Origin of the sequence: Streptomyces sp. NPDC048001, from assembly GCF_043203115.1 — a bacterium.
Classification (GTDB): Bacteria; Actinomycetota; Actinomycetes; order Streptomycetales; family Streptomycetaceae; genus Streptomyces; species Streptomyces sanyensis.
The window spans coordinates 409,690-429,399 of the sequence record NZ_JBIDBN010000002.1 but is presented as its reverse complement, the minus strand read 5'-3'; the positions used below and the strand labels follow the sequence as shown (position 1 = coordinate 429,399).

The window sequence follows — 19,710 nt, the reverse complement described above, 5'->3', positions numbered from 1 at the left end:
CGGGCGGGTCAGGCTCCGATGAGCCCGGCGAACTTCTCCTCGTACGCCGTCTCCTCCTCGCTGGAGAGCGAGCGGAAGGAGTGGGACTTGGCCGCCATGGCCTCGTCCGGGAGGATCAGCGGGTTGCTCGCCAGCTCCGGGTCGATCTTGGCGAGCTCGGGGCCCACGCCGGCGACCGGGGTGACGTAGTTGATGTAGGCGGCGAGCTGCGCCGCGACGGGCAGCTCGTAGTAGTAGTCGATCAGGCGGGTGGCGTTGGCCTTGTGCCGCGCCTGGGCGGGGACGAGCAGGTTGTCGGTGGCGGTCATGTAGCCCGCCTCGGGGACCGCGTAGCGGATGTCGGGGTTGTCCACCTGGAGCTGGATCAGGTCCCCGGCCCAGGCGACGCAGGCCGCGATGTCGCCCTTGTCGAGGTCAGAGGTGTAGTCGTTGCCGGTGAACCGGCGGATCTGCTTGCGGTCCACGGCCTTCTGCAGCCGGGCGAGCGCCGCGTCGTAGTCCGCGTCGGTGACCTTGCCCGGGTCCTTGCCCATGTCGAGCAGGGTCAGTCCGACGGTGTCGCGCATCTCGGTGAGCAGGCTCACCCGGCCGCTGAGCCGGGGGTCGTCGAGGAGTTGCGAGACGGAGGTGACCTGGCGGCCCCCGGTGGCCTTGATGTTGTAGGCGATGACGGCGGGGATGCCGGTCCACGGGTAGCTGTAGGCGCGGCCCGGGTCCCAGTCGGGGCTGCGGAACTGCGGGGCCAGGTTGGCGTAGGCGTGCGGGAGCAGCGAGGGGTCGAGCTTCTGCACCCAGCCGAGCCGGATCATGCGGGCGGCCAGCCAGTCGGTGACGTTGATGAGGTCCCGGCCGGTGTCCTGGCCTGCGGCGAGCTGCGGCTGGATCTTGCCGAAGAACTCGACGTTGTCGTTGATGTCCTCGGTGTACTTCACGGCGATGCCGGTGCGCCTGGTGAACTCGGCCAGCGTCGGCCGGGTCCTGCCGTCGTCGCTGATGTCCATGTACTCGGTCCAGTTGGAGAAGGTCAGGCGCTTCTCGCTGTCCGAGCGGTCGTCCGACTCGGCGGACCCGGCCTCCCGTTTGGCGGGCGGGATGCCGCATGCGCTCAGCAGGCCGGCGCCGCCGGCGGTGAGCGCGCCGAGGCCCGTCGCGCGCAGCAGGGAACGGCGGGAGAGGGCGCCCCGGCCGTTGGCCATGCTGCGCCGCATCGCGGCGATCTGGGCCGCCGAGAGGCGTTCGGGCTGGTACTGCTCCATGGCGCTTGCCCTTTCGGGTGGGTCGGCCGCCCGCCGCGGGCTGGTCCCTCGCGGCGGCGTCCGGTGCTTCGTTACGGTCGGTCCCCGAAGACGGTGCGGTGCCAGTCCTTCCTGGCCACCGCGGTGTTGTCGTACATCACGTGCTTGACCTGCGTGTACTCCTCGAAGGAGTACGCCGACATGTCCTTGCCGTAGCCCGAGGCCTTGTAGCCGCCGTGCGGCATCTCGCTGAGGATCGGAATGTGGTCGTTGACCCAGACGCAGCCCGCCTGGATCTCGCGGGTGGCACGGCCCGCGCGGTAGACGTCGCGGCTCCAGGCGGAGGCCGCGAGGCCGTAGGGGGTGTCGTTGGCGAGGGCGATCCCCTCGTCGTCGGTGTCGAAGGGCAGCACCACGAGGACCGGTCCGAAGATCTCGGAGCGGACGACCTCGCTGTCCTGCGCGGCTCCCGTGATCAGGGTGGGGCGGTAGTAGGCGCCGCGGGCGAGGTCGCCGCCGGGGGCCTCGCCGCCGGTGACCACGGTGGCGTAGCCGCGGGCGCGCTCCACGAAGCCGGCCACCCGCCCGCGGTGCGCGTGGGAGACCAGCGGGCCGAGGTCGGTGGCGGGGTCGAGCGGGTCGCCGAGGCGCACGGTGGCCATCAGGTCGGCGACGGCGGAGACGAAGGCCTCGTACAGGGGGCGCTGCACATAGGCGCGGGTGGCGGCGGTGCAGTCCTGGCCGGAGTTGATCAGCGAGCCGGCCACGGCTCCGTGGGCCGCGGCCTGGAGGTCGGCGTCGTCGAAGACCAGGAACGGGGCCTTCCCTCCCAGCTCCAGGTGGAGGCGCTTGACGCCGGCGGTCGCCAGTTCGGCGACGCGACGGCCGACGGCGGTGGATCCGGTGAAGGAGGTCATGGCGATGTCGGGGTGGCCGACGAGGTGTTCTCCCGCGTCCCGGCCCGCGCCGCTGACGATGTTGACGACGCCGTCCGGGACACCCGCCGCGGAGGCGGCCTCCGCGAAGAGGAGCGAGGTCAGGGGGGTGATCTCGGCGGGCTTGAGGACGATGGTGTTCCCCGCGGCGACCGCCGGGAGGATCTTCCAGGCGGCCATCTGGAGCGGGTAGTTCCAGGGGGCGATCGACCCGACGGCGCCGATGGGCTCCCTGCGCACGTAGGACGTGTGGTCGGGGCTGTACTCGCCGGCCGACTGGCCCTGGAGGTGGCGTGCGGCACCGGCGAAGAAGGCGGTGTTGTCCACGGTGCCCGGGACGTCGAACTCCCGGCTGAGCTTGATCGGCTTGCCGCACTGGAGGGTCTCGGTGTGCGCGAGTTCCTCGGACCGGTCCGCGAGGACGGCGGCGAAGCGGTGGAGGGCGTCCGAGCGCTCGCCCGGGCTCGCCGCGGCCCACTCCGGCAGGGCGGTGCGCGCCGCACGGACGGCCGCGTCGACGTCGGCGGGGCCGGCGAGTTCGTAGCGGTACAGCGTCTCGCCCGTGGCGGGGTCGACGACGTCCTGTGTCCGCCCGGAGGTGCCGGGGCGCAGCCGTCCGGCGATGTACTGCGCACCGGCGGCGAAGCGGTCCTGCACCCGGTCGGGATTGCCCATGACGCTCTCCGTTGTTCCAGCTCGATGTGAGTGCCGATCCTGGCAGAGAGTGACCCATGCAACAAGGGATTCCGTTGTTGCCTTTTGATTACGCGACGGAATCGGTCGACCAGTTGTCGATTCCGTGACCGGATCCCCGTACGCAGTGTCCGTGGCGGCTGCCAGACTCCCGTGTATGGGGAAGGACGAGTTGGTCAGGCGTGCCGCCACGGGACAGCGAATCAAGTACCTGCCGTTCTGGGGCCATGCGCCACGCCGGGACGGCACTCTCGGGCCCGGATGCCTCAGCCAGTGGTGGCCGTCGCCCTTCGAGGTCGCGGGGGTGCGCTACGCCACCGCCGAGCACTGGATGATGGCCGCCAAGGCCCGGCTCTTCGAGGATGCCGAGGGCGAGCGGGCGGTGCTGGCGGCGGCCCACCCGGCCGCCGCGAAGGAGGCGGGCAGGAGGGTCCGCGGCTTCGACGAGGCGGTGTGGCGGCGGGCGCGCTCGGGCATCGTGCGCGAGGGCGGTGTGCACAAGTTCGGGCAGGACGCCGGGCTTCGGGAGTTCCTGCTGGGCACGGGCGAGCGCGTGCTGGTCGAGGCCAGTCCGGTGGACCGGATCTGGGGCATCGGCGTGGCGGCCGACGACGAGCGCTGCGAGGACCCGGCGCGGTGGCCCGGGCTCAACCTGCTGGGCTTCGCCCTGATGGAGGCCCGTGAGGAGTTGCGGCGCCGGTAGGAGGCGGCCGCCGGGCCCTGCAGCGCGAGGGCCCGGAACGCGTGCGGGGCGGGGCGCTCCCTCCGGAGGGCCCCGCCCCGTACGCGGCGTCGGTTCAGCCGCGGTCGTCGACGACCAGGTGGTTCGAGTAGGGGCCGGAGTCCCAGCCGTCGGTGTCGTCGCCGTACCGCTCCTCGTTGATCGCGGTGGTGATGCCCCAGGCGACCAGGATGATCATCAGGATGCCGAGGACGATGCCCACGGCTCCGGTGATGATCCCCGCCAGCGCCATCCCGCCGTTGGTGGCCTCGCCGCGCTGGGCCCGCTTGCGACCGAGGACGCCGAAGATCACGCCGAGGATGCCGAGGACGATGCTCACGACGCCGTACACGCAGAACAGCGGGATCGACACGATGCCGAGCACCATCGCGGTGATGCCGAGGCCGTTGGCGGGCTGCGGTGCCCAGACCCCGGCGGGCTGGGCGTAGGGCGCCGGATAGCCCGGGGCGCCCGTCCCTCCGTAGGGGTCCCCGGGCGGCGCGCCGAAGCCGCCCGGGGCCGCCGCGGAGGGCGGCGGAGGCACGGCGCCGCCGCCGGGGTAGCCGTAGCCGCCGGGTGCCGGCGGGGGCGCCGGCACCGACCCGGGCTCGCCCGCTCCCGGCATACCGGTGACGGTGGGCTGGTCGTGCACGCCCGAGGGCGGGGGCGTCGCCCCGGGCTTGTCCAGGGGCACCCGGCCGCGGGCCTCCGCCCCGGACGGCGGCGCCCAGGGGTCGTGCGGCTGCGGTGCGCCCGCGGGGTCCTGATTGTCAGACATTCCTCTCCCCCATTGGTGATCCGGCCATGCTACGGCCTCGGTCCGCGCGCACCCCGGCCGCCTACGATGATCCCCGGACAAGCAGCGCCGCACGTCACACGGAGGTACCCGATGGCCGATCTGCACCCCTTCATCGCGGGATTGCCCAAGGCGGAGCTGCATGTCCACCATGTCGGGTCCGCCTCGCCCCGGATCGTGTCCGAACTCGCCGCGCGCCACCCGGACTCCGCGGTGCCCCAGGACCCGGAGGCACTGGCCGAGTACTTCACCTTCACCGACTTCGCCCACTTCATCGAGGTCTACCTCTCGGTCGTGGACCTGGTGCGCACCCCGGACGACGTACGGCTGCTCACCTACGAGGTGGCCCGCGACATGGCCCGGCAGAACATCCGGTACGCCGAGCTGACCGTCACACCGTTCAGCTCCACGCGGCGCGGGATCGAGGAGAAGTCCTTCATGGCGGCCATCGAGGACGCCCGCACGGCGGCGGAGCAGGACCTCGGCGTCGTGCTGCGCTGGTGCTTCGACATCCCCGGCGAGGCGGGACTGGAGGCGGCCGAGGAGACCGCGCGCCTGGCGGTGGACCTCCGGCCCGAGGGGCTGGTCTCCTTCGGTCTCGGCGGGCCGGAGATCGGCGTCCCCCGCCCGCAGTTCAAGCCGTACTTCGACCGCGCCCGGGCCGCCGGACTGCACTCCGTGCCGCACGCCGGGGAGACCACCGGGCCGGAGACGGTGTGGGACGCCCTGAAGGAGCTGGGCGCCGAGCGCATCGGGCACGGCACCAGCTCGGTGCGGGACGCCTCCCTGCTGGCCCACCTCGCGGAGCACCGCATCCCGCTGGAGGTGTGCCCCACGTCCAACATCGCCACCCGCGCGGTGGACGACCTCGAGCGGCACCCGATCCGCGAGATGGTCGCGGCGGGTGTGCTCGTGACGGTCAACAGCGACGACCCGCCCATGTTCGGCACCGACCTCAACTCCGAGTACGCGGTGGCCGCCCGGCTCCTCGGCCTCGACGAGCGGGGGGTGGCCGAGCTGGCGAAGAACGCGGTGGAGGCGTCCTTCCTCGACCCGGGGGGCAAGGCGCGCATCGCCGCCGAGATCGACGCCTACACGACCGCCTGGCTCGCCCGGTGAGGGCGGCGGCCCGGACCCCGTGGGACACCGGGGACGAGAAGCGGCAGGTCACCGTCGTCGGCCACCGCGGCGACCCCTACCGCTTCCGGGAGAACACCCTCCCGTCGCTCCAGGCGGCCTTCGAGCGGGGCGCGGACCAGGTCGAGGTGGACGTGCGGCTCACCCGGGACCGGGTGCCGGTGCTGCTGCACGACGCCACGCTGGAACGGCTGTGGGGCCATGAGCGGACCCTTGCCCGGCTGACCGCCGCCGAACTCCGGGAGCTGACGGGCGGCGGCGTGCCCACCCTGCCGGAGGCGCTGGAGGCGGCGGACGGGCGGCGGCTGCTGCTGGACCTGCCCGGCGAGATCGACGGCCGCACCGCCCGGACGGTGGTGGGCGCGGTACGCGAGGCCGGGGCCGAGGACAGCGTCGCCTACTGCGCGGGCACCTCCGCGATGCTGGCGGTCCGGGCCGCGGACCCCGAGGCGGAGATCTCGCTCACCTGGACGACCCTGGCCCCGCCCCGGCCCGTGGTGCTGGAGGCGGTCCGCCCGCGGCTGCTGAACTACCGCTTCGGGCTGCTCGGGCCGGAGCTGGTGGAACGGGTGCACGCCCAGGGCCTGCTGGTGTCGGCCTGGACGGCCGACACCCGGCGCTCCATGCGCCGGCTGGTGGGCTGCGGGGTGGACTCCGTCACCACGAACCGGCCGGACGTCCTGCGCGGGGTGCTCGACGGGGGGCGCCGGGGCTGAGCGGAGGCGGGCGGGCCCCGGCCCGCTCCCCTCGCGGCCCGCCGGGCGGGAGCGCCCGGGGCGGACCCGGGCCTCCAGGCCCCCGCGTGTGCGGCCGGGGCGAGCGGCCCATGGCTCCCGTCCTCGTGGGCGCCGCGGGGCGGCCCGTGCGCCCGGGCCTCCCGCGGGCGCGCCGCCGCCGGCGGCTCACAGCCCCACCATGGTGTTCCACCGCCGCGCCAGCTCCCTGCGCTCGCGCGGGGTGATGTCCCGGGCGATGGCCAGCCGGGCGCGCATGGCCGCGTCCGGGAAGATCAGCGGGTCCTCGGCGAGCGCGGCGGTCTCCTCGTCGCCGGAGGAGGCCAGCACCTCGCGCGCGGCGGGCACCGGGCAGACGTAGTTGACCCAGGCGGCCAGTGCGGCGGCGGTCTCCGGGTCGTAGTAGTGGTCGACCAGGCGCTCGGCGTTGGCCTTGTGGCGGGCCCGGTTGGGGATCAGCAGGCTCTCGGACCACAGCTCGCCGCCCTCCTCGGGCACGACGAAGGCGATGTCCGGGTTGTCCGCCTGGAGTTGGATGACGTCGCCGGAGTACGCCTGACAGGCGAGGACGTCGCCCGAGGCGAGGTCCTTGATGTAGTCGTTGCCGGTGAAGCGCCGGATGTGACGGCGGTCCACCAGCTCCTCGACGTGCTCGCACATCCGGTGGAAGTCGTCGGCGCGCCAGCGGGTGATGTCCACGCCGTCGCCCTGCATCAGCATCCCGAACGCCTCGTCGAGACCGGACAGCAGCGTGACCCTGCCGCGCAGGTCGTCCGCCCAGAGGTCGGCGGTGGCGCGGATCTCCCGGCCGAGCCGGCGGCGGTCGTAGGCGATGCCCGTGATGCCGCTCTGCCAGGGGACGCTGCTGCGCCGGCCCTCGTCGAAGGCCGGGTCCAGCAGCTGCGGGTCGAGGTGGCGCGCCACGTTGGGCTGCCGGGCGCGGTCCATCTCCTGCACCCAGCCGAGCCGGACGAAGCGGGCGGCCATCCAGTCGCTGACCACGACGAGGTCCCGGCCGGTCTCCTGGCGGTTGATCAGCGACGGGCCGATCTTGCCGAAGAACTCGTCGTTGTCGTTGATCTCCTCGCGGTAGCGGACGGAGATCCCGGTGCGGCGGGTGAAGGCGTCGAGGGTGGGGCGCCGGGAGGTGTCCTCGTCGACGTCGACGTAGAGCGGCCAGTTGGCGAAGTCCACGCGGGGCTCGGCCTCGGAGAGGTCGGTGCGGGCGCGGTCCCCGGGAGCCACCCGGGCCGGCGGCACCCCGCAGGCGGACAGTGCGAGGCCGGTGCCTCCCGCGCCGAGGGCGCCGAGGAGGGACCGGCGGGACAGGAGGTGCTTCCGGGTCGCCGTCACGCCCGCAGGATGGCGCCCGGCGGGCGCGGCGGGCAATGGACGCTGCGTCGACCCCTGCCCGCGCACGGCGGTCGAGGTGTCGATCTCCCCCTGCCGACTTGGACAGGTGTCCAGTATTGTTGGACACCTGTCCATGAAAGGGAGTCCCGTGACCGTCATCGCGCAGGTGCTCGTCGGCCTGGTCGCCGCACTGCACGCCTGGATCCTGGTGCTGGAGATGTTCCTGTGGGAGCGCGGCCCCGGCCGCTCGCTCTCCGGGTTCGACCCGGCCATGGCCCGCGCCACGGCGCCGCTGGCCGCCAACCAGGGCCTGTACAACGGATTCCTGGCCGCCGGGCTGGTGTGGGGCCTCGTCGCGGCCGACCCCACCGGCCACCGGGTACAGGTGTTCTTCCTGACCTGCGTGGTGGTGGCCGGTGTCTACGGGGGCCTGACCGCCAACCGGCGCATCCTCGTCGCGCAGGCGCTGCCCGGCGCGGTCGCCCTCGCCGCGGTGCTGGCGGCCCGGTGAGCGACGCACGGGCCGAGCGCACCCGCACCCGGCTGCGGGCGGCACTGCTCGGGGAGTGCGCCGAGCAGCCGCTGGCGGAGGTCAGCGTCGCCGCGGTCGTGCGCCGCGCGGGGGTCGGCCGCGCCACGTTCTACCTCCACTACCCGGATCTGGAGGCCCTCGCCGTCGACGCCTGCGCACAGGTCGTGCGGGAGGCGGTCGACGCGCTGCACGCATGGCGCGGGACGCCCGACCCCGGGGCGCCGCCCGGGCCTCTCATGGAGTTCTTCCGCGAGCTGCACCTGCAGGCCCCGCTGCACCGGGCGCTGCTCCGGGAGGGCGGCGGAGGGCCCCTCGGCGAGCTGCTCCACCGGGAGCTGCGGGCCCGCAGCCGGCGCGAGCGGGAGCTGGCGGGCGCACCTGCCCCCGAGGTGGTGGCCTCGGCGGTGGCGGCGGCCTTCACCGGGCTGCTGGCGGACTGGCTCCACGGGGACCCGGACCGGGGTCCCGAGGAGATGGCCCGGCTCACCTGGCGCCTGCTGATCTCCCTGCACCGCACGCCCCTGCCCTGACGCGCCCGCCCCGACCGCGGGCGGAACGCGCCGGGAGGGCCGGTGACGCGAAGGGGCGGGCCCGGGGTGCGCCGACCCCGGACCCGCCCCTTCGCGGCGGTCGCGCCTCAGGCGTCGAGCGAGGTCATCACGTGCTTGATGCGGGTGTAGTCCTCGAAGCCGTAGCCCGAGAGGTCCTTGCCGTAGCCGGACTTCTTGAAGCCTCCGTGCGGCATCTCCGCCACCAGCGGGATGTGGGTGTTGATCCACACGCACCCGAAGTCCAGCGCCTTGGACAGGCGCATCGCCCGCGCGTGGTCCTTGGTCCAGACCGAGGAGGCCAGCGCGTAGTCCACGTCGTTCGCCCAGGTGACGGCCTGCGCCTCGTCGGTGAAGGACTGCACGGTGATCACGGGGCCGAAGACCTCGTTCTGGATGATCTCGTCGTCCTGCTTGAGGCCGGAGACCACCGTCGGGGCGTAGAAGTAGCCCTTGTCGCCGACCCGCCGGCCGCCGGCCTCCACCTTGGCGTGCGCCGGGAGGCGGTCGATGAAGCCGGACACCTGGGCGAGCTGGTTGGCGTTGTTCAGCGGGCCGTACAGCACGTCCTCGTCGTCGGGGGCGCCGGTCTTCGTCTCGGACGCGGCCTTGGCGAGCGCCGAGACGAACTCGTCGTGGATCGACTCGTGGACCAGGACGCGGGTGGCGGCCGTGCAGTCCTGCCCGGCGTTGAAGAACCCGGCCACCGAGATGTCCTCGACGGCCTTGGCGATGTCGGTGTCCTCGAACACCACGACCGGCGCCTTGCCGCCGAGCTCCAGGTGCACGCGCTTGACGTCCTTGGCGGCCGAGGCGGCGACCTGCATGCCCGCGCGGACCGAGCCGGTGATGGAGGCCATCGCGGGCGTCGGGTGCTCGACCATCATGCGGCCGGTGTCGCGGTCGCCGCACACCACGTTGAAGACGCCCTTGGGGGCGATGGCCCCGATGATCTCGGCCATGAGGACCGTCGAGGCCGGGGTGGTGTCGGAGGGCTTGAGCACCACGGTGTTGCCGGCGGCCATGGCCGGGGCGAACTTCCACACCGCCATCATCATCGGGTAGTTCCACGGGGCGACCTGCGCGCACACGCCCACCGGCTCGCGGCGGACGATGGAGGTCAGCCCCTCCATGTACTCGCCCGCGGAGCGGCCTTCCAGCAGCCGTGCGGCGCCCGCGAAGAAGCGGATCTGGTCCACCATCGGCGGGATCTCCTCGGTGCGGGTGAGCCCGAGCGGCTTGCCGGTGTTCTCCGACTCGGCCTCGATCAGCTCCTCGGCCCGCTCCTCGAAGGCGTCCGCGATCTTCAGGAGCACCTTCTGGCGCTCCGCGGGCGTGGTGTCGCGCCAGGCGGGGAAGGCGGCTGCCGCAGCGTCCATGGCCGCGTCGACGTCGGCCTGGCCGGACAGCGGGGAGGTCGCGTAGGCCTCTCCGGTGACCGGGTTGACGACGTCGATGGTGCGGCCGTCGGCGGCGTCCTTGAACTCCCCGTTGATGTAGTTGCGCAGACGACGCAGCTCGGTGGTCACTGTTGCCACCCCTCCTGTCAGATGTCCGATGGGTGAGACACCACCACCCTAATCGGAGGGTCGACGTTTTCAACAGGCCCGACCCCCCACAACTTCGGATTCGGTGAGATTGAAAGCCGTTCACAACGAATTTCATCGGTCGGGGCTTGCCAGACCAACGAGTCCCGGTGCAAAGTGAGTCCGTGGCCAGCCGTAGCGCAGATTCCAGGAACGGGACCGGCAGCGCGTCGTCGCCGACGATCGACTCCGTGTCCCTCGCGATCATCGAACAGCTCCAGGAGGACGGTCGCCGTCCGTACGCCGCGATAGGCAAGGCCGTCGGCCTGTCCGAGGCGGCCGTACGGCAGCGCGTCCAGAAGCTGCTCGAACAGGGCGTGATGCAGATCGTCGCCGTCACCGACCCGCTCACCGTGGGCCTGCGCCGGCAGGCGATGGTCGGCATCAAGGTCGAGGGGGACCTCGACCACGTCGCCGACGCGCTGACGGCGATGGCCGAGTGCGAGTACGTGGTCATGACCGCGGGCTCGTTCGATCTGATGGTCGAGATCGTCTGCGAGGACGACGACCACCTGCTCGAAGTGATCAACAAGCGGATCCGCGCGCTCCCCGGCGTGCGCTCCACCGAGAGCTTCGTCTACCTCAAGCTCAAGAAGCAGACCTACATGTGGGGAACCCGATAGCCGTGAGCCAGGACCGCAGCGACCTCTCCAAGTCCGCCTACGACCACCTGTGGATGCACTTCACCCGCATGTCGTCGTACGAGAACGCCCCCGTTCCCACCATCGTGCGCGGCGAGGGCACCTACATCTACGACGACAAGGGCAAGCGCTACCTCGACGGCCTCGCCGGCCTGTTCGTGGTCCAGGCCGGTCACGGCAGGCACGAGCTCGCCGAGACGGCCTCCCGGCAGGCGAAGGAGCTGGCCTTCTTCCCCGTCTGGTCCTACGCCCACCCCAAGGCCGTCGAACTCGCCGAGCGCCTGGCCCTCGCCGCCCCGGGCGACCTGAACAAGGTCTTCTTCACCACCGGCGGCGGAGAGGCGGTCGAGACCGCCTGGAAGCTCGCCAAGCAGTACTTCAAGCTCATCGGCAAGCCGACCAAGTACAAGGTCATCTCCCGTGCGGTGGCGTACCACGGCACCCCGCAGGGCGCCCTGTCGATCACCGGCCTGCCCGGGCTCAAGGCCCCCTTCGAGCCGCTGGTCCCCGGCGCCCACAAGGTGCCGAACACCAACATCTACCGCGCCCCGCTCCACGGCGAGGACCCGGAGGCCTTCGGCCGCTGGGCCGCCGACCAGATCGAGCAGCAGATCCTCTTCGAGGGCCCCGACACCGTGGCCGCGGTCTTCCTGGAGCCGGTGCAGAACGCGGGCGGCTGCTTCCCGCCCCCGCCCGGGTACTTCCAGCGGGTCCGCGAGATCTGCGACCAGTACGACGTGCTGCTCGTCTCCGACGAGGTCATCTGCGCCTTCGGCCGGCTCGGCACCACCTTCGCGTGCGACAAGTTCGGCTACGTACCCGACATGATCACCTGCGCCAAGGGCATGACCTCGGGCTACTCCCCCATCGGCGCCTGCATCGTCTCGGACCGCCTCGCCGAGCCCTTCTACAAGGGCGACAACACCTTCCTGCACGGCTACACCTTCGGCGGCCACCCCGTCTCCGCCGCGGTGGGCCTCGCCAACCTCGACCTGTTCGAGAAGGAGGGTCTGAACCAGCACGTCCTCGACAACGAGGGCGCGTTCCGCGCCACCCTGGAGAAGCTCCACGACCTGCCGATCGTCGGCGACGTCCGGGGCAACGGCTACTTCTACGGCATCGAGCTGGTCAAGGACAAGAACACCAAGGAGTCCTTCAACGAGGAGGAGACCGAGCGCGTCCTGTACGGCTTCCTGTCCAAGGCGCTCTTCGACGCCGGGCTCTACTGCCGCGCCGACGACCGCGGCGACCCGGTCGTCCAGCTCGCGCCGCCGCTGATCTCCGACCAGTCGACCTTCGACGAGATCGAGCAGATCCTGCGCGGCGTGCTCACGGAGGCATGGACCAAGCTGTGACCCCCCGGGCGGGCGCGCGGGCGGAGGCGCGGCCCCCGCCGCCTCGCCGGACACCTCCTGGGGCCGGAAGGCCCCTCCCCGGCCCGGCCCCACCCCACCGCGCTCCCCGGCACACGGCCCGGGTGCCCCCATCCGAGTGAGATGGGCGGCGCCCGGGCCGCGTGCTTCCCTGCACCCCGGCGACGAGTCCTTACCGTGCCCAGTGACCCTTCGGACCGGTCTTCGTTCCCCCGTACGGGGGGCCGGAAATCCGATCAGCAGCGAGGAGTACACGATGGTGGCCCCGCCGGACAACGATGTGATCTGGGCTCGCTCCCTGCACCACGCCCACCGCGGCTCCCCGGCCCTGGCCGGCGTGTCGCTCGGCGTCCGGGAGGGCGAGATCCTCGCCGTGTGCGGCCCCCGCGGCAGCGGGAAGACCACCCTCCTCCAGTGCCTCTCCGGACAGCTCGTCCCCCAGCAGGGCGAGGTGTGGTTCAACAGCTCCCCCGTGCACAGCCTGCCCCCGCTCCGGCGCGAGCGCCTGCGCCATGAGCGGTTCGGCTGGATCGACCCGGTGCCCGCCCTGGTGCCCGAACTCACGGCCTGGGAGAACGCCGCACTCCCCCTGCTGCTCCGGGGCGTCTCACGCAGGACCGCGAAGGCCGGGGCCCTGGAGTGGATGGAGCGCCTCGACATCGGGGACGCGGCCCGCAAGCGGCCCCATGCCCTGGTCCGGTCGGAACAGCAGCGCGTCGCCGTGGCCCGGGCCCTGGTCGGCGAGCCCGCGGTGCTCTTCGCCGACGAGCCGACCGCGGCGCTGCACAGCGCCGACGCCGCGCACGTGCTGCGCACGGTGACGGCCGCCGCCCGCTCGCACCGGATGACCATGGTGCTCGCCACCCACGACCCGGAGACCGCCGCCGTGGCCGACCGGGTCCTGACGATCCTCGACGGCCGGCGCACCGGCAGCACCGCCACCCCCGCAGCGGAGGGCCGCGCCGCGTGCTCGCTCTCCGTCTAGCCCGCGGCGGGCACGCGGCCGTCCAACTGCGCCGCCTGCTGGTGGCCGCCGCGTCGGCCGGGGTCGGCTTCCTGCTGCTGTGCGCACTGGCCTACGCCCTGTCCCACCCCGCCGAGTCGGGGGCCGCGGTGCTGCGGCTGCTGTGGTGCCTGGTGCCCCTGGCCGCCACCGTGTACTTCGCGGTGGCGACCGCCCGCAGCGACCCCGGCAGCCGGCCGCGGCCGGGGCTGTCCTCGGTGGGCCTCGGCCCCGCCCGGCTGGCCGCGGCCGCCGCGACGACCACGGCCGTCTCGGCGACGCTCGGCAGCTCGGTGGCCCTGCTCTTCTTCCTCCATCTGCGCGGGGACCTCACCGGACTGCCCTTCGACGGGGCCGCCGCGGAACTGCTCGCCGCGGGGGAATCGCTTCCGCTGGGCGCGGCCCTGCTGCTGCTCGCCCTCGTCCCGCTTGCCGCGTCCACGGCCGCCGCCCTGGCGCTGCGGCCCGGCCGCGCGCCCGAGGCGGTGGCGGGGAGCGAGGAGGACGGGGCCCCGGTGGACGCCCCGGGCGGGCTGCCCTGGGGAATCGCCCTGGTCGCCGCAGGACTGGCGGTGGAGACCTATGCGAGCGGGGGCGCCTCCGGCCGGGTACTGCCGCTGCCCGGCCGCGTCGAGGGGCATCCCTCCGGGGTGCTCGCCGGCTGGGCGCTCACGGCGCTGGGGCTGTGGCTCGCCGGGCCGGCGCTCGCCCACCTCTGCGGCCGGCTGCTTCAGGCGGTCCGCCCGGGCGCCACCCGGATGCTGGCCGGGCGGGTCCTCATGACGCAGTCCCGGCGCATCGGCAGGCCGCTGGGCGTGGTGAGCGCGGTGGCCTCCGGGGCGCTGGCCGCCGCGACGGTCTACGGCGACGTGCCCCGGCAGTGGGGGCCGCTCAGCGTCCTCGGCGCCGCCCTGGTCGTCGCGTGCACCGGTGCGGCCCTGCTCACCGCGCTGCTCGACGCCCGCCGCTCCCGGAGCACCCTGCGCGCGGCGCTGCTGCGGGCGGGGACCCCCGTGGCGGCGCTGCGGCGGGCGGCCGCGCTGCGGGCGGGCGCCCTGCTGCTGGTCTTCGGTGCGGTCACCTGGCTGATCGCCGTGCTGGCCGCGGCACCGCTGGCCCTCTGAGGGCCGCGGGCACGGGCGGCACGGAGCCGGGCGGCCGCCCCGGGCAGCGCCTCTAGACCCGGTCCAGGACCACCGTCTCCCCGGCACCGAACCGCAGCCCGACCCGCGCGCCCTCCGGCGGCACCTCGCCCAGGGCGCAGTCGGCCTCCAGTCCGGGGCCCGTATCGGGCCGCAGGCGGACGGCCACCCGGCCCGCGCGGAAGGTCCGCGCCTCGACGGTGGCCGCCAGTCCCTCGCCCTCGGGGCCGACGCGCACACCGGAGGGCCGCACGAGCAGGGTCCCCTCCCCCTGGGGCTCCCCGGCGGGGACCTCCACGGCGCCCCAGGGCGTGTCGGCCCGGGTGCCCGTGACGGTGCAGTCCACGAGGTTGTCGAAGCCGAGGAAGCGGGCCACGAACTGCGACGCGGGACGCCCCCAGACCTCCAGCGGGGTACCGCTCTGGGCGACCCGCCCGTCCCGCATCACCACGACCCGGTCGGCGAGGGCGAAGGCCTCGCCCTGGTCGTGGGTGACGGCCAGCACCGTCGTACCCAGGCGGCCGAAGAGTCCGCGCAGCTCGGTGACGAGCCGCTCGCGCAGGCCGCGGTCCAGCTGCCCGAGGGGCTCGTCCAGCATCAGCAGCTTCGGCTGCGGGGCGAGCGCCCTGGCCAGCGCCACCCGCTGCTGCTCGCCGCCGGAGAGGGTGGGCACCGCGCGGCGCTGCGCCCCGGGCAGCCCGACCAGCTCCAGCAACTCCCCCACCCGGCGGTCCCGCTCCTCCCGCCCCGCCCCGCGCATCCGCAGCCCGAAGGCCACGTTGCCCGCGACGTCCCGCTGTGGGAAGAGCTGGTGGTCCTGGAACATCAGCCCCACGCCGCGCCGGTGCGGGGGCACCCCCGCCTGGTCGGCCCCGGCCAGCAGCACCCGGCCGCGGTCGGCGCGCTGCAGCCCCGCCACCACGCGCAGCAGCGTCGACTTCCCGCTCCCGCTGGGGCCCAGCACGCACACCGTGCGGTGCTCCGGGACCTCCAGGTCCACCCCGTCCAGCGCCGTCCTCCCCTCGAAGCGGACGCCCACGCCCTCCAGCCGCAGCAGCGCCATCAGAACTCCCCGGAGGTCTTGTCGGGACGGAAGCGTTCGAGCAGCAGCAGCGCCGCCGCGCAGACCGCCATCAGCAGGGTGGCCAGGGCCATCGCCTGGCCGTAGTTGAGCTCCCCGGGCCGGCCCAGCAGCCGCGCGACGGCCACCGGCAGCGTCGGGTTGTCCGGGCGGGCGATGAACACCGTGGCCCCGAACTCGCCGAGCGAGACGGCGAAGGCGAATCCGGCCGCCACCAGCAGGGCACGGCGCACCAGCGGGAGGTCGACCTCCCGCCAGGCACGCAGCGGCGAGGCCCCCAGCACGGCGGCGGCCTCCCGGAGCCGTTCGTCGACGGCGCGGAGCACCGGCAGCATGATGCGCACCACGAAGGGGATGCCCACCAGCGCCTGCGCGAGCGGCACCAGGATCCAGGACGTGCGCAGGTCGAGCGGCGGCTCGTCGAGCGTGATCAGGAAGCCGAAGCCGACGGTGACCGCCGAGACCCCGAGCGGGAGCATCAGCAGCGCGTCGAAGCCGCGGACCAGCCGGCCCGCCCGGCGGGTGAGGGCGGCCGCCGCGAGACCGCCGACGGTGACCGAGACGGCCGTCGCCGCGAGCGCGTACCCCAGGGAGTTGCCCACGGCCTCGATCGGCGGGACGAGGAAGGACCCGCCCCGGGAGTCCACTTCGAACAGGGCCCGGTAGTAGTCGAGGCCGTAGCCGCGCGGGGTGTCCAGCGACCGCTCCACCAGGACGGCCGGCGGGGCGAGCAGCAGCGCGGCCACCGTGGCTCCGACGCCGCCCAGCAGCAGCCACTGCGCGGCGCCCCGCGGGCGGTGGGCGGTGTGCGCGGGGTCCACCAGGCGCAGCGCGGCCTCCCGGCGCCGGACGATCCGGGCGTGGACCGCGAGGACCGTGCCCACGGCGGCGAACTGCAGGAGGGTCAGGACGGCGGCGGTGGGCAGGTCGAGGAGGTCGGCGGTCTGCCGGTAGATCTCGACCTCCAGGGTGGTGAAGGTCGGCCCGCCGAGGATCTGGACCACGCCGAAGGAGGTGAAGGTGAACAGGAAGACCATCAGCGCGGCCGCCGCCAGGGAGGGCGCCAGGGCGGGCAGGGTGACGCTGCGCCAGGCGGCGAGGCGGCCCGCGCCGAGCATCCGCGCGGCCTCCTCCTGGCGCGGGTCCAGTTGCGCCCACAGGCCGCCGACCGTGCGGACGACCACCGCGTAGTTGAAGAAGACGTGCGCGAGCAGGATGGCCCAGACGGTCGTGTCCAGGCGCACCCCCCACAGGTCGTCCAGCAGGCCGCCGCGGCCCACCAGGGCGAGGAAGGCCGCGCCCACGACGACCGTCGGCAGGACGAAGGGCACCGTGACGACGGCCCGCAGCAGGCGCCTGCCGGGGAAGTCCAGCCGGGCGAGGACGTAGGCGCCGGGGAGGGCGAGGAGCAGGGTGAGGGCCGTGGAGGCGAGCGCCTGCCAGGTGGTGAACCACAGCACGCCCAGGATGTCCGGGCGGGTGGCGGTCCCGACGATGCGGCCCAGGTCCCAGCCGCCGCCGTGGTGCAGGCCGCGGGCGACGATGGCGGAGACCGGGTAGGCGAAGAAGACGGCGAAGAACGCGACCGGCACCGCCATCAGGGCGAACCGGACCGCCGTCCCGCGCGGCGCCGTCCCCCCGGGGGGCGCCGCGCGGGCGGAGTCGTCTACTTCAGGACGAGCGAGGACCACGCGCGGACCCACTGCTCCCGCTTGTCGGCGATGGTGGCGGGCGCGACGGTCGCGGGCTCCTCCACCACGACACCGTGCTCGGTGAAGAGCTCCGGCAGCTTCGCGTCCGCCACGACCGGGTGGACGAACATGTTCAGCGGCATGTCCTCCTGGAAGGCGGTGGAGACCAGGAAGTCGATCAGGGCCTTGCCGCCCTTCTCGTTCTTCGCGCCGTCGAGGAGGCCCGCGAACTCGATCTGGCGGAAGCAGGTCCCGGTCGCGACGCCGGTGGGCGCCTCCTCCGGCTGGGGCTCCGCGTACAGGACCTCGACGGGCGGGCTGGAGGCGTAGGAGACGACGAGCGGCCGCTCGGCCCCGGACTGCCTGCCGCCCGCCGAGCCGGAGAACTCCTCGTTGTACGCCTGCTCCCAGCCGTCGACCACCTTGACGCCGTTGGCCCGCAGCTTCTTCCAGTAGTCCTGCCAGCCGTCCTCGCCGAAGGCGCCGACGGTGCCGAGCAGGAAGCCCAGGCCGGGCGAGGAGGTGGCCGCGTTCTCCACGACCAGCATGTCCTTGTAGGCGGGCTCGGCGAGGTCGGCGAAGGTGCGGGGCGGCTCCAGCTTCCGCTCCGCGAAGAACTCCCTGTCGTAGTTCACGCAGATGTCGCCGGTGTCGACCGGGGTGACGCGCTTCTTCTCGCCGTCCAGCCGGAACTCGGCGGCGACCCGGTCGAGCCCCTTCGCCTCGTAGGGCGTGAAGAGGTCGTTGTCGAGCGCGCGGGAGAGGAGGGTGTTGTCGACGCCGAAGAAGACGTCGCCCTGGGGGGATCCCTTGGTCAGGATCTCCTTGTTGAGCGCGGTGCCCGCGTCGCCGCTCTTGAGGACCTTGACCGTGTAGCCGGTCTGCTCGGTGAACTCCTTCAGCACCTCTTCGGAGGCGGCGAAGGAATCGTGGGTGACCAGGGTGACGGTGGACCCGCCGCCGTCCTGGCCGCCGGAGCCGCCGGACTCCCCGCCGCAGGCCGCGAGGGCGGTGGCGCCGAGGGCGGTGGCGAGGGCCGTGCCGACGGCACGGCGAAGCTGGCTGTTCATGACGGTTGACTCCCTACGCCGGTATGACCCGGATCAGGTCCGAGGGTCTGCGGCCGTGCCGCACTCTCAGCGCTGTGGTGCGCTCCCCTGTCGGAAGGATGTGCTGTTCATTTGTGCGATCGCACGGGGCACAGTACCAGCCATGGCCCCGGAGCATTCCGGCCGTCCGGGCCGCGGCGGCAAAGGCCGCGGCCCGGGGCGGTCAGCGCTCCTGCGCCGCCAGCTGGCCGCAGGCCCCGTCGATCTCCTGGCCCCGGGTGTCCCGGACGGTGACCGGCACGCCGTGGGCGGCGATCGCCGCCACGAACGCCCGCTCGTCCTCGGGCCGCGAGGCCGTCCACTTGGAGCCGGGGGTCGGGTTGAGCGGGATCAGGTTCACATGGACGCGCCGTCCCTTGAGGAGGCGGCCGAGCAGGTCGCCGCGCCAGGCCTGGTCGTTGATGTCCCGGATGAGGGCGTACTCGATTGAGATGCGGCGGCCCGACTTCTCCGCGTACTCCCAGGCGGCGTCGAGCACCTCGCGGACCTTCCAGCGGGTGTTGACCGGGACGAGCGTGTCGCGCAGTTCGTCGTCGGGCGCGTGGAGGGAGACCGCGAGACGGCACTTGAAGCCCTCGTCGGCGAAGCGCAGCATGGCCGGGACCAGGCCGACGGTGGAGACCGTGATGCCGCGCTGCGACAGGCCGAGGCCGTCCGGCTCCGCGTCGGTCAGGCGCCGGATGGCGCCGACGACCCGCTTGTAGTTGGCGAGCGGCTCGCCCATGCCCATGAAGACGATGTTGGACAGCCGGGCCGGGCCGCCGGGGACCTCGCCGTCGCGCAGGGCGCGCATCCCGTCGACGATCTGGTGCACGATCTCCGCGGTCGACAGGTTGCGGTCCAGACCCGCCTGCCCGGTGGCGCAGAAGGGGCAGTTCATCCCGCAGCCCGCCTGCGAGGAGATGCACATGGTGACCCGGTCCGGGTAGCGCATCAGCACCGACTCCACCAGAGTGCCGTCGTGGAGCCGCCACAGGGTCTTGCGGGTGGTGTCGCTGTCGCAGGAGATGTGGCGCACGACCGACATCAGCTCGGGCAGCAGCTCACCGGCGAGCTTCTCGCGGGCGGCGGCGGGGATGTCCGTCCACTGCGCGGGGTCGTGGGCGTAGCGCGCGAAGTAGTGCTGGGACAGCTGCTTGGCGCGGAACGGCTTCTCGCCGACCGCGGCCACGGCCTCCTTGCGCTCGGCGGGCGTGAGGTCGGCGAGGTGCCGCGGCGGCTGCTTGGCTCCGCGGGGGGCGACGAAGGTCAGTTCTCCTGGCTTGGGCATGGTGCGTCCAGTGTCGCAGACGGAGTCGGCTGACCTTGGCGCCTCCGTCTGGGGAGCGGTGGTTGACGGTGGCCATCGGTGACCCATGGCGGCCCTCAGACGGCCCAGGGACGGCCCGGGCTCCATCCCC

18 protein-coding genes and 1 riboswitch are annotated in these 19,710 nt (G+C 73.4%); of the genes, 9 read left to right on the top strand and 9 right to left on the bottom strand.

What is annotated here, in order from left to right; genetic code table 11:
- Positions 1–8: 8 nt before the first annotated feature.
- Positions 9–1,256 (bottom strand): spermidine/putrescine ABC transporter substrate-binding protein, encoded by a 1,248-nt coding sequence (locus tag ACGF15_RS06280; RefSeq protein ID WP_362607142.1) that lies wholly within the window; start codon positions 1,254–1,256, stop codon positions 9–11.
- Between the two features lie 71 nt (positions 1,257–1,327).
- Positions 1,328–2,845: a gamma-aminobutyraldehyde dehydrogenase gene (locus tag ACGF15_RS06275; RefSeq protein WP_345614080.1), complete on the bottom strand. Its 1,518-nt coding sequence runs from the start codon at positions 2,843–2,845 to the stop codon at positions 1,328–1,330.
- A gap of 175 nt (positions 2,846–3,020) precedes the next feature.
- Here ACGF15_RS06275 and ACGF15_RS06270 point away from each other — a divergent pair, with 175 nt between their 5' ends.
- Positions 3,021–3,566 (top strand): NADAR family protein, encoded by a 546-nt coding sequence (locus tag ACGF15_RS06270; protein WP_345614081.1) that lies wholly within the window; start codon positions 3,021–3,023, stop codon positions 3,564–3,566.
- Between the two features lie 94 nt (positions 3,567–3,660).
- On the opposite strand, the gene ACGF15_RS06265 is transcribed toward ACGF15_RS06270, so the two are convergent.
- A complete protein-coding gene (locus tag ACGF15_RS06265; RefSeq protein WP_392797025.1) occupies positions 3,661–4,362 on the bottom strand; it encodes a DUF4190 domain-containing protein in 702 nt (233 codons plus the stop codon).
- 111 nt (positions 4,363–4,473) lie between these two features.
- Here ACGF15_RS06265 and ACGF15_RS06260 point away from each other — a divergent pair, with 111 nt between their 5' ends.
- Together ACGF15_RS06260 and ACGF15_RS06255 are read left to right on the top strand one after the other, a co-directional pair.
- Positions 4,474–5,499: an adenosine deaminase gene (locus ACGF15_RS06260; protein WP_392797024.1), complete on the top strand. Its 1,026-nt coding sequence runs from the start codon at positions 4,474–4,476 to the stop codon at positions 5,497–5,499.
- Positions 5,496–6,233 (top strand): glycerophosphodiester phosphodiesterase, encoded by a 738-nt coding sequence (locus ACGF15_RS06255; RefSeq protein WP_362607135.1) that lies wholly within the window; start codon positions 5,496–5,498, stop codon positions 6,231–6,233. Before ACGF15_RS06260 ends, ACGF15_RS06255 begins: the two co-directional genes overlap by 4 nt.
- A gap of 186 nt (positions 6,234–6,419) precedes the next feature.
- On the opposite strand, the gene ACGF15_RS06250 is transcribed toward ACGF15_RS06255, so the two are convergent.
- Positions 6,420–7,580 (bottom strand): spermidine/putrescine ABC transporter substrate-binding protein, encoded by a 1,161-nt coding sequence (locus ACGF15_RS06250; RefSeq protein ID WP_345614224.1) that lies wholly within the window; start codon positions 7,578–7,580, stop codon positions 6,420–6,422.
- Positions 7,581–7,752: 172 nt separating this feature from the next.
- Here ACGF15_RS06250 and ACGF15_RS06245 point away from each other — a divergent pair, with 172 nt between their 5' ends.
- Together ACGF15_RS06245 and ACGF15_RS06240 are read left to right on the top strand one after the other, a co-directional pair.
- Positions 7,753–8,115, top strand: a complete 363-nt coding sequence (locus ACGF15_RS06245; protein WP_345614085.1) for a DUF1304 domain-containing protein — start codon at positions 7,753–7,755, stop codon at positions 8,113–8,115.
- On the top strand, positions 8,112–8,666 hold the full coding sequence (locus ACGF15_RS06240) for a TetR/AcrR family transcriptional regulator (RefSeq protein WP_345614087.1): 555 nt from the start codon (positions 8,112–8,114) through the stop codon (positions 8,664–8,666). The genes ACGF15_RS06245 and ACGF15_RS06240 overlap by 4 nt, the downstream gene beginning before the upstream one ends.
- A 107-nt stretch (positions 8,667–8,773) precedes the next feature.
- Here the strand turns inward: ACGF15_RS06240 and ACGF15_RS06235 are convergent, their stop codons facing one another.
- Positions 8,774–10,213 carry a gamma-aminobutyraldehyde dehydrogenase gene (locus ACGF15_RS06235; RefSeq protein WP_345614088.1) on the bottom strand — a complete coding sequence of 480 codons (1,440 nt, stop codon included), beginning with the start codon at positions 10,211–10,213 and terminating at the stop codon, positions 8,774–8,776.
- Between the two features lie 167 nt (positions 10,214–10,380).
- Here ACGF15_RS06235 and ACGF15_RS06230 point away from each other — a divergent pair, with 167 nt between their 5' ends.
- From ACGF15_RS06230 to ACGF15_RS06215, 4 genes are all read left to right on the top strand, one after another.
- On the top strand, positions 10,381–10,893 hold the full coding sequence (locus ACGF15_RS06230; RefSeq protein WP_256522771.1) for an Lrp/AsnC family transcriptional regulator: 513 nt from the start codon (positions 10,381–10,383) through the stop codon (positions 10,891–10,893).
- Positions 10,878–12,266 carry an aspartate aminotransferase family protein gene (locus tag ACGF15_RS06225; RefSeq protein WP_345614089.1) on the top strand — a complete coding sequence of 463 codons (1,389 nt, stop codon included), beginning with the start codon at positions 10,878–10,880 and terminating at the stop codon, positions 12,264–12,266. Before ACGF15_RS06230 ends, ACGF15_RS06225 begins: the two co-directional genes overlap by 16 nt.
- 274 nt (positions 12,267–12,540) lie before the next feature.
- A complete protein-coding gene (locus tag ACGF15_RS06220) occupies positions 12,541–13,269 on the top strand; it encodes an ABC transporter ATP-binding protein (protein WP_392797023.1) in 729 nt (242 codons plus the stop codon).
- Positions 13,251–14,411, top strand: coding sequence for a hypothetical protein (locus tag ACGF15_RS06215; RefSeq protein WP_392797022.1), 1,161 nt, complete (start codon positions 13,251–13,253; stop codon positions 14,409–14,411). Before ACGF15_RS06220 ends, ACGF15_RS06215 begins: the two co-directional genes overlap by 19 nt.
- Before the next feature lie 52 nt (positions 14,412–14,463).
- Here the strand turns inward: ACGF15_RS06215 and ACGF15_RS06210 are convergent, their stop codons facing one another.
- From ACGF15_RS06210 to rlmN, 4 genes are all read right to left on the bottom strand, one after another.
- Positions 14,464–15,492 carry an ABC transporter ATP-binding protein gene (locus tag ACGF15_RS06210; RefSeq protein WP_392797021.1) on the bottom strand — a complete coding sequence of 343 codons (1,029 nt, stop codon included), beginning with the start codon at positions 15,490–15,492 and terminating at the stop codon, positions 14,464–14,466.
- A complete protein-coding gene (locus ACGF15_RS06205) occupies positions 15,492–17,201 on the bottom strand; it encodes an ABC transporter permease (protein ID WP_392797020.1) in 1,710 nt (569 codons plus the stop codon). The genes ACGF15_RS06210 and ACGF15_RS06205 overlap by 1 nt, the downstream gene beginning before the upstream one ends.
- Positions 17,177–18,271 carry a thiamine ABC transporter substrate binding subunit gene (locus ACGF15_RS06200; protein ID WP_392797019.1) on the bottom strand — a complete coding sequence of 365 codons (1,095 nt, stop codon included), beginning with the start codon at positions 18,269–18,271 and terminating at the stop codon, positions 17,177–17,179. The genes ACGF15_RS06205 and ACGF15_RS06200 overlap by 25 nt, the downstream gene beginning before the upstream one ends.
- A riboswitch (TPP riboswitch) is annotated at positions 18,265–18,370 on the bottom strand. It overlaps the preceding gene by 7 nt.
- Before the next feature lie 103 nt (positions 18,371–18,473).
- Positions 18,474–19,580 (bottom strand): 23S rRNA (adenine(2503)-C(2))-methyltransferase RlmN, encoded by a 1,107-nt coding sequence (rlmN, locus tag ACGF15_RS06195; RefSeq protein ID WP_392797018.1) that lies wholly within the window; start codon positions 19,578–19,580, stop codon positions 18,474–18,476.
- Positions 19,581–19,710: the final 130 nt, after the last annotated feature.

Excerpts from the sequence above, each read along its gene's own strand:
- ACGF15_RS06280 (WP_362607142.1), bottom strand. The coding sequence starts at position 1,256 with ATGGAGCAGTACCAGCCCGAACGCCTCTCGGCGGCCCAGATCGCCGCG.
- ACGF15_RS06270 (WP_345614081.1), top strand. The coding sequence starts at position 3,021 with ATGGGGAAGGACGAGTTGGTCAGGCGTGCCGCCACGGGACAGCGAATC.
- rlmN (WP_392797018.1), bottom strand. The coding sequence starts at position 19,580 with ATGCCCAAGCCAGGAGAACTGACCTTCGTCGCCCCCCGCGGAGCCAAG.
- ACGF15_RS06200 (WP_392797019.1), bottom strand. The coding sequence starts at position 18,271 with ATGAACAGCCAGCTTCGCCGTGCCGTCGGCACGGCCCTCGCCACCGCC.
- ACGF15_RS06265 (WP_392797025.1), bottom strand. The coding sequence starts at position 4,362 with ATGTCTGACAATCAGGACCCCGCGGGCGCACCGCAGCCGCACGACCCC.
- ACGF15_RS06210 (WP_392797021.1), bottom strand. The coding sequence starts at position 15,492 with ATGGCGCTGCTGCGGCTGGAGGGCGTGGGCGTCCGCTTCGAGGGGAGG.
- ACGF15_RS06275 (WP_345614080.1), bottom strand. The coding sequence starts at position 2,845 with ATGGGCAATCCCGACCGGGTGCAGGACCGCTTCGCCGCCGGTGCGCAG.
- ACGF15_RS06260 (WP_392797024.1), top strand. The coding sequence starts at position 4,474 with ATGGCCGATCTGCACCCCTTCATCGCGGGATTGCCCAAGGCGGAGCTG.
- ACGF15_RS06220 (WP_392797023.1), top strand. The coding sequence starts at position 12,541 with ATGGTGGCCCCGCCGGACAACGATGTGATCTGGGCTCGCTCCCTGCAC.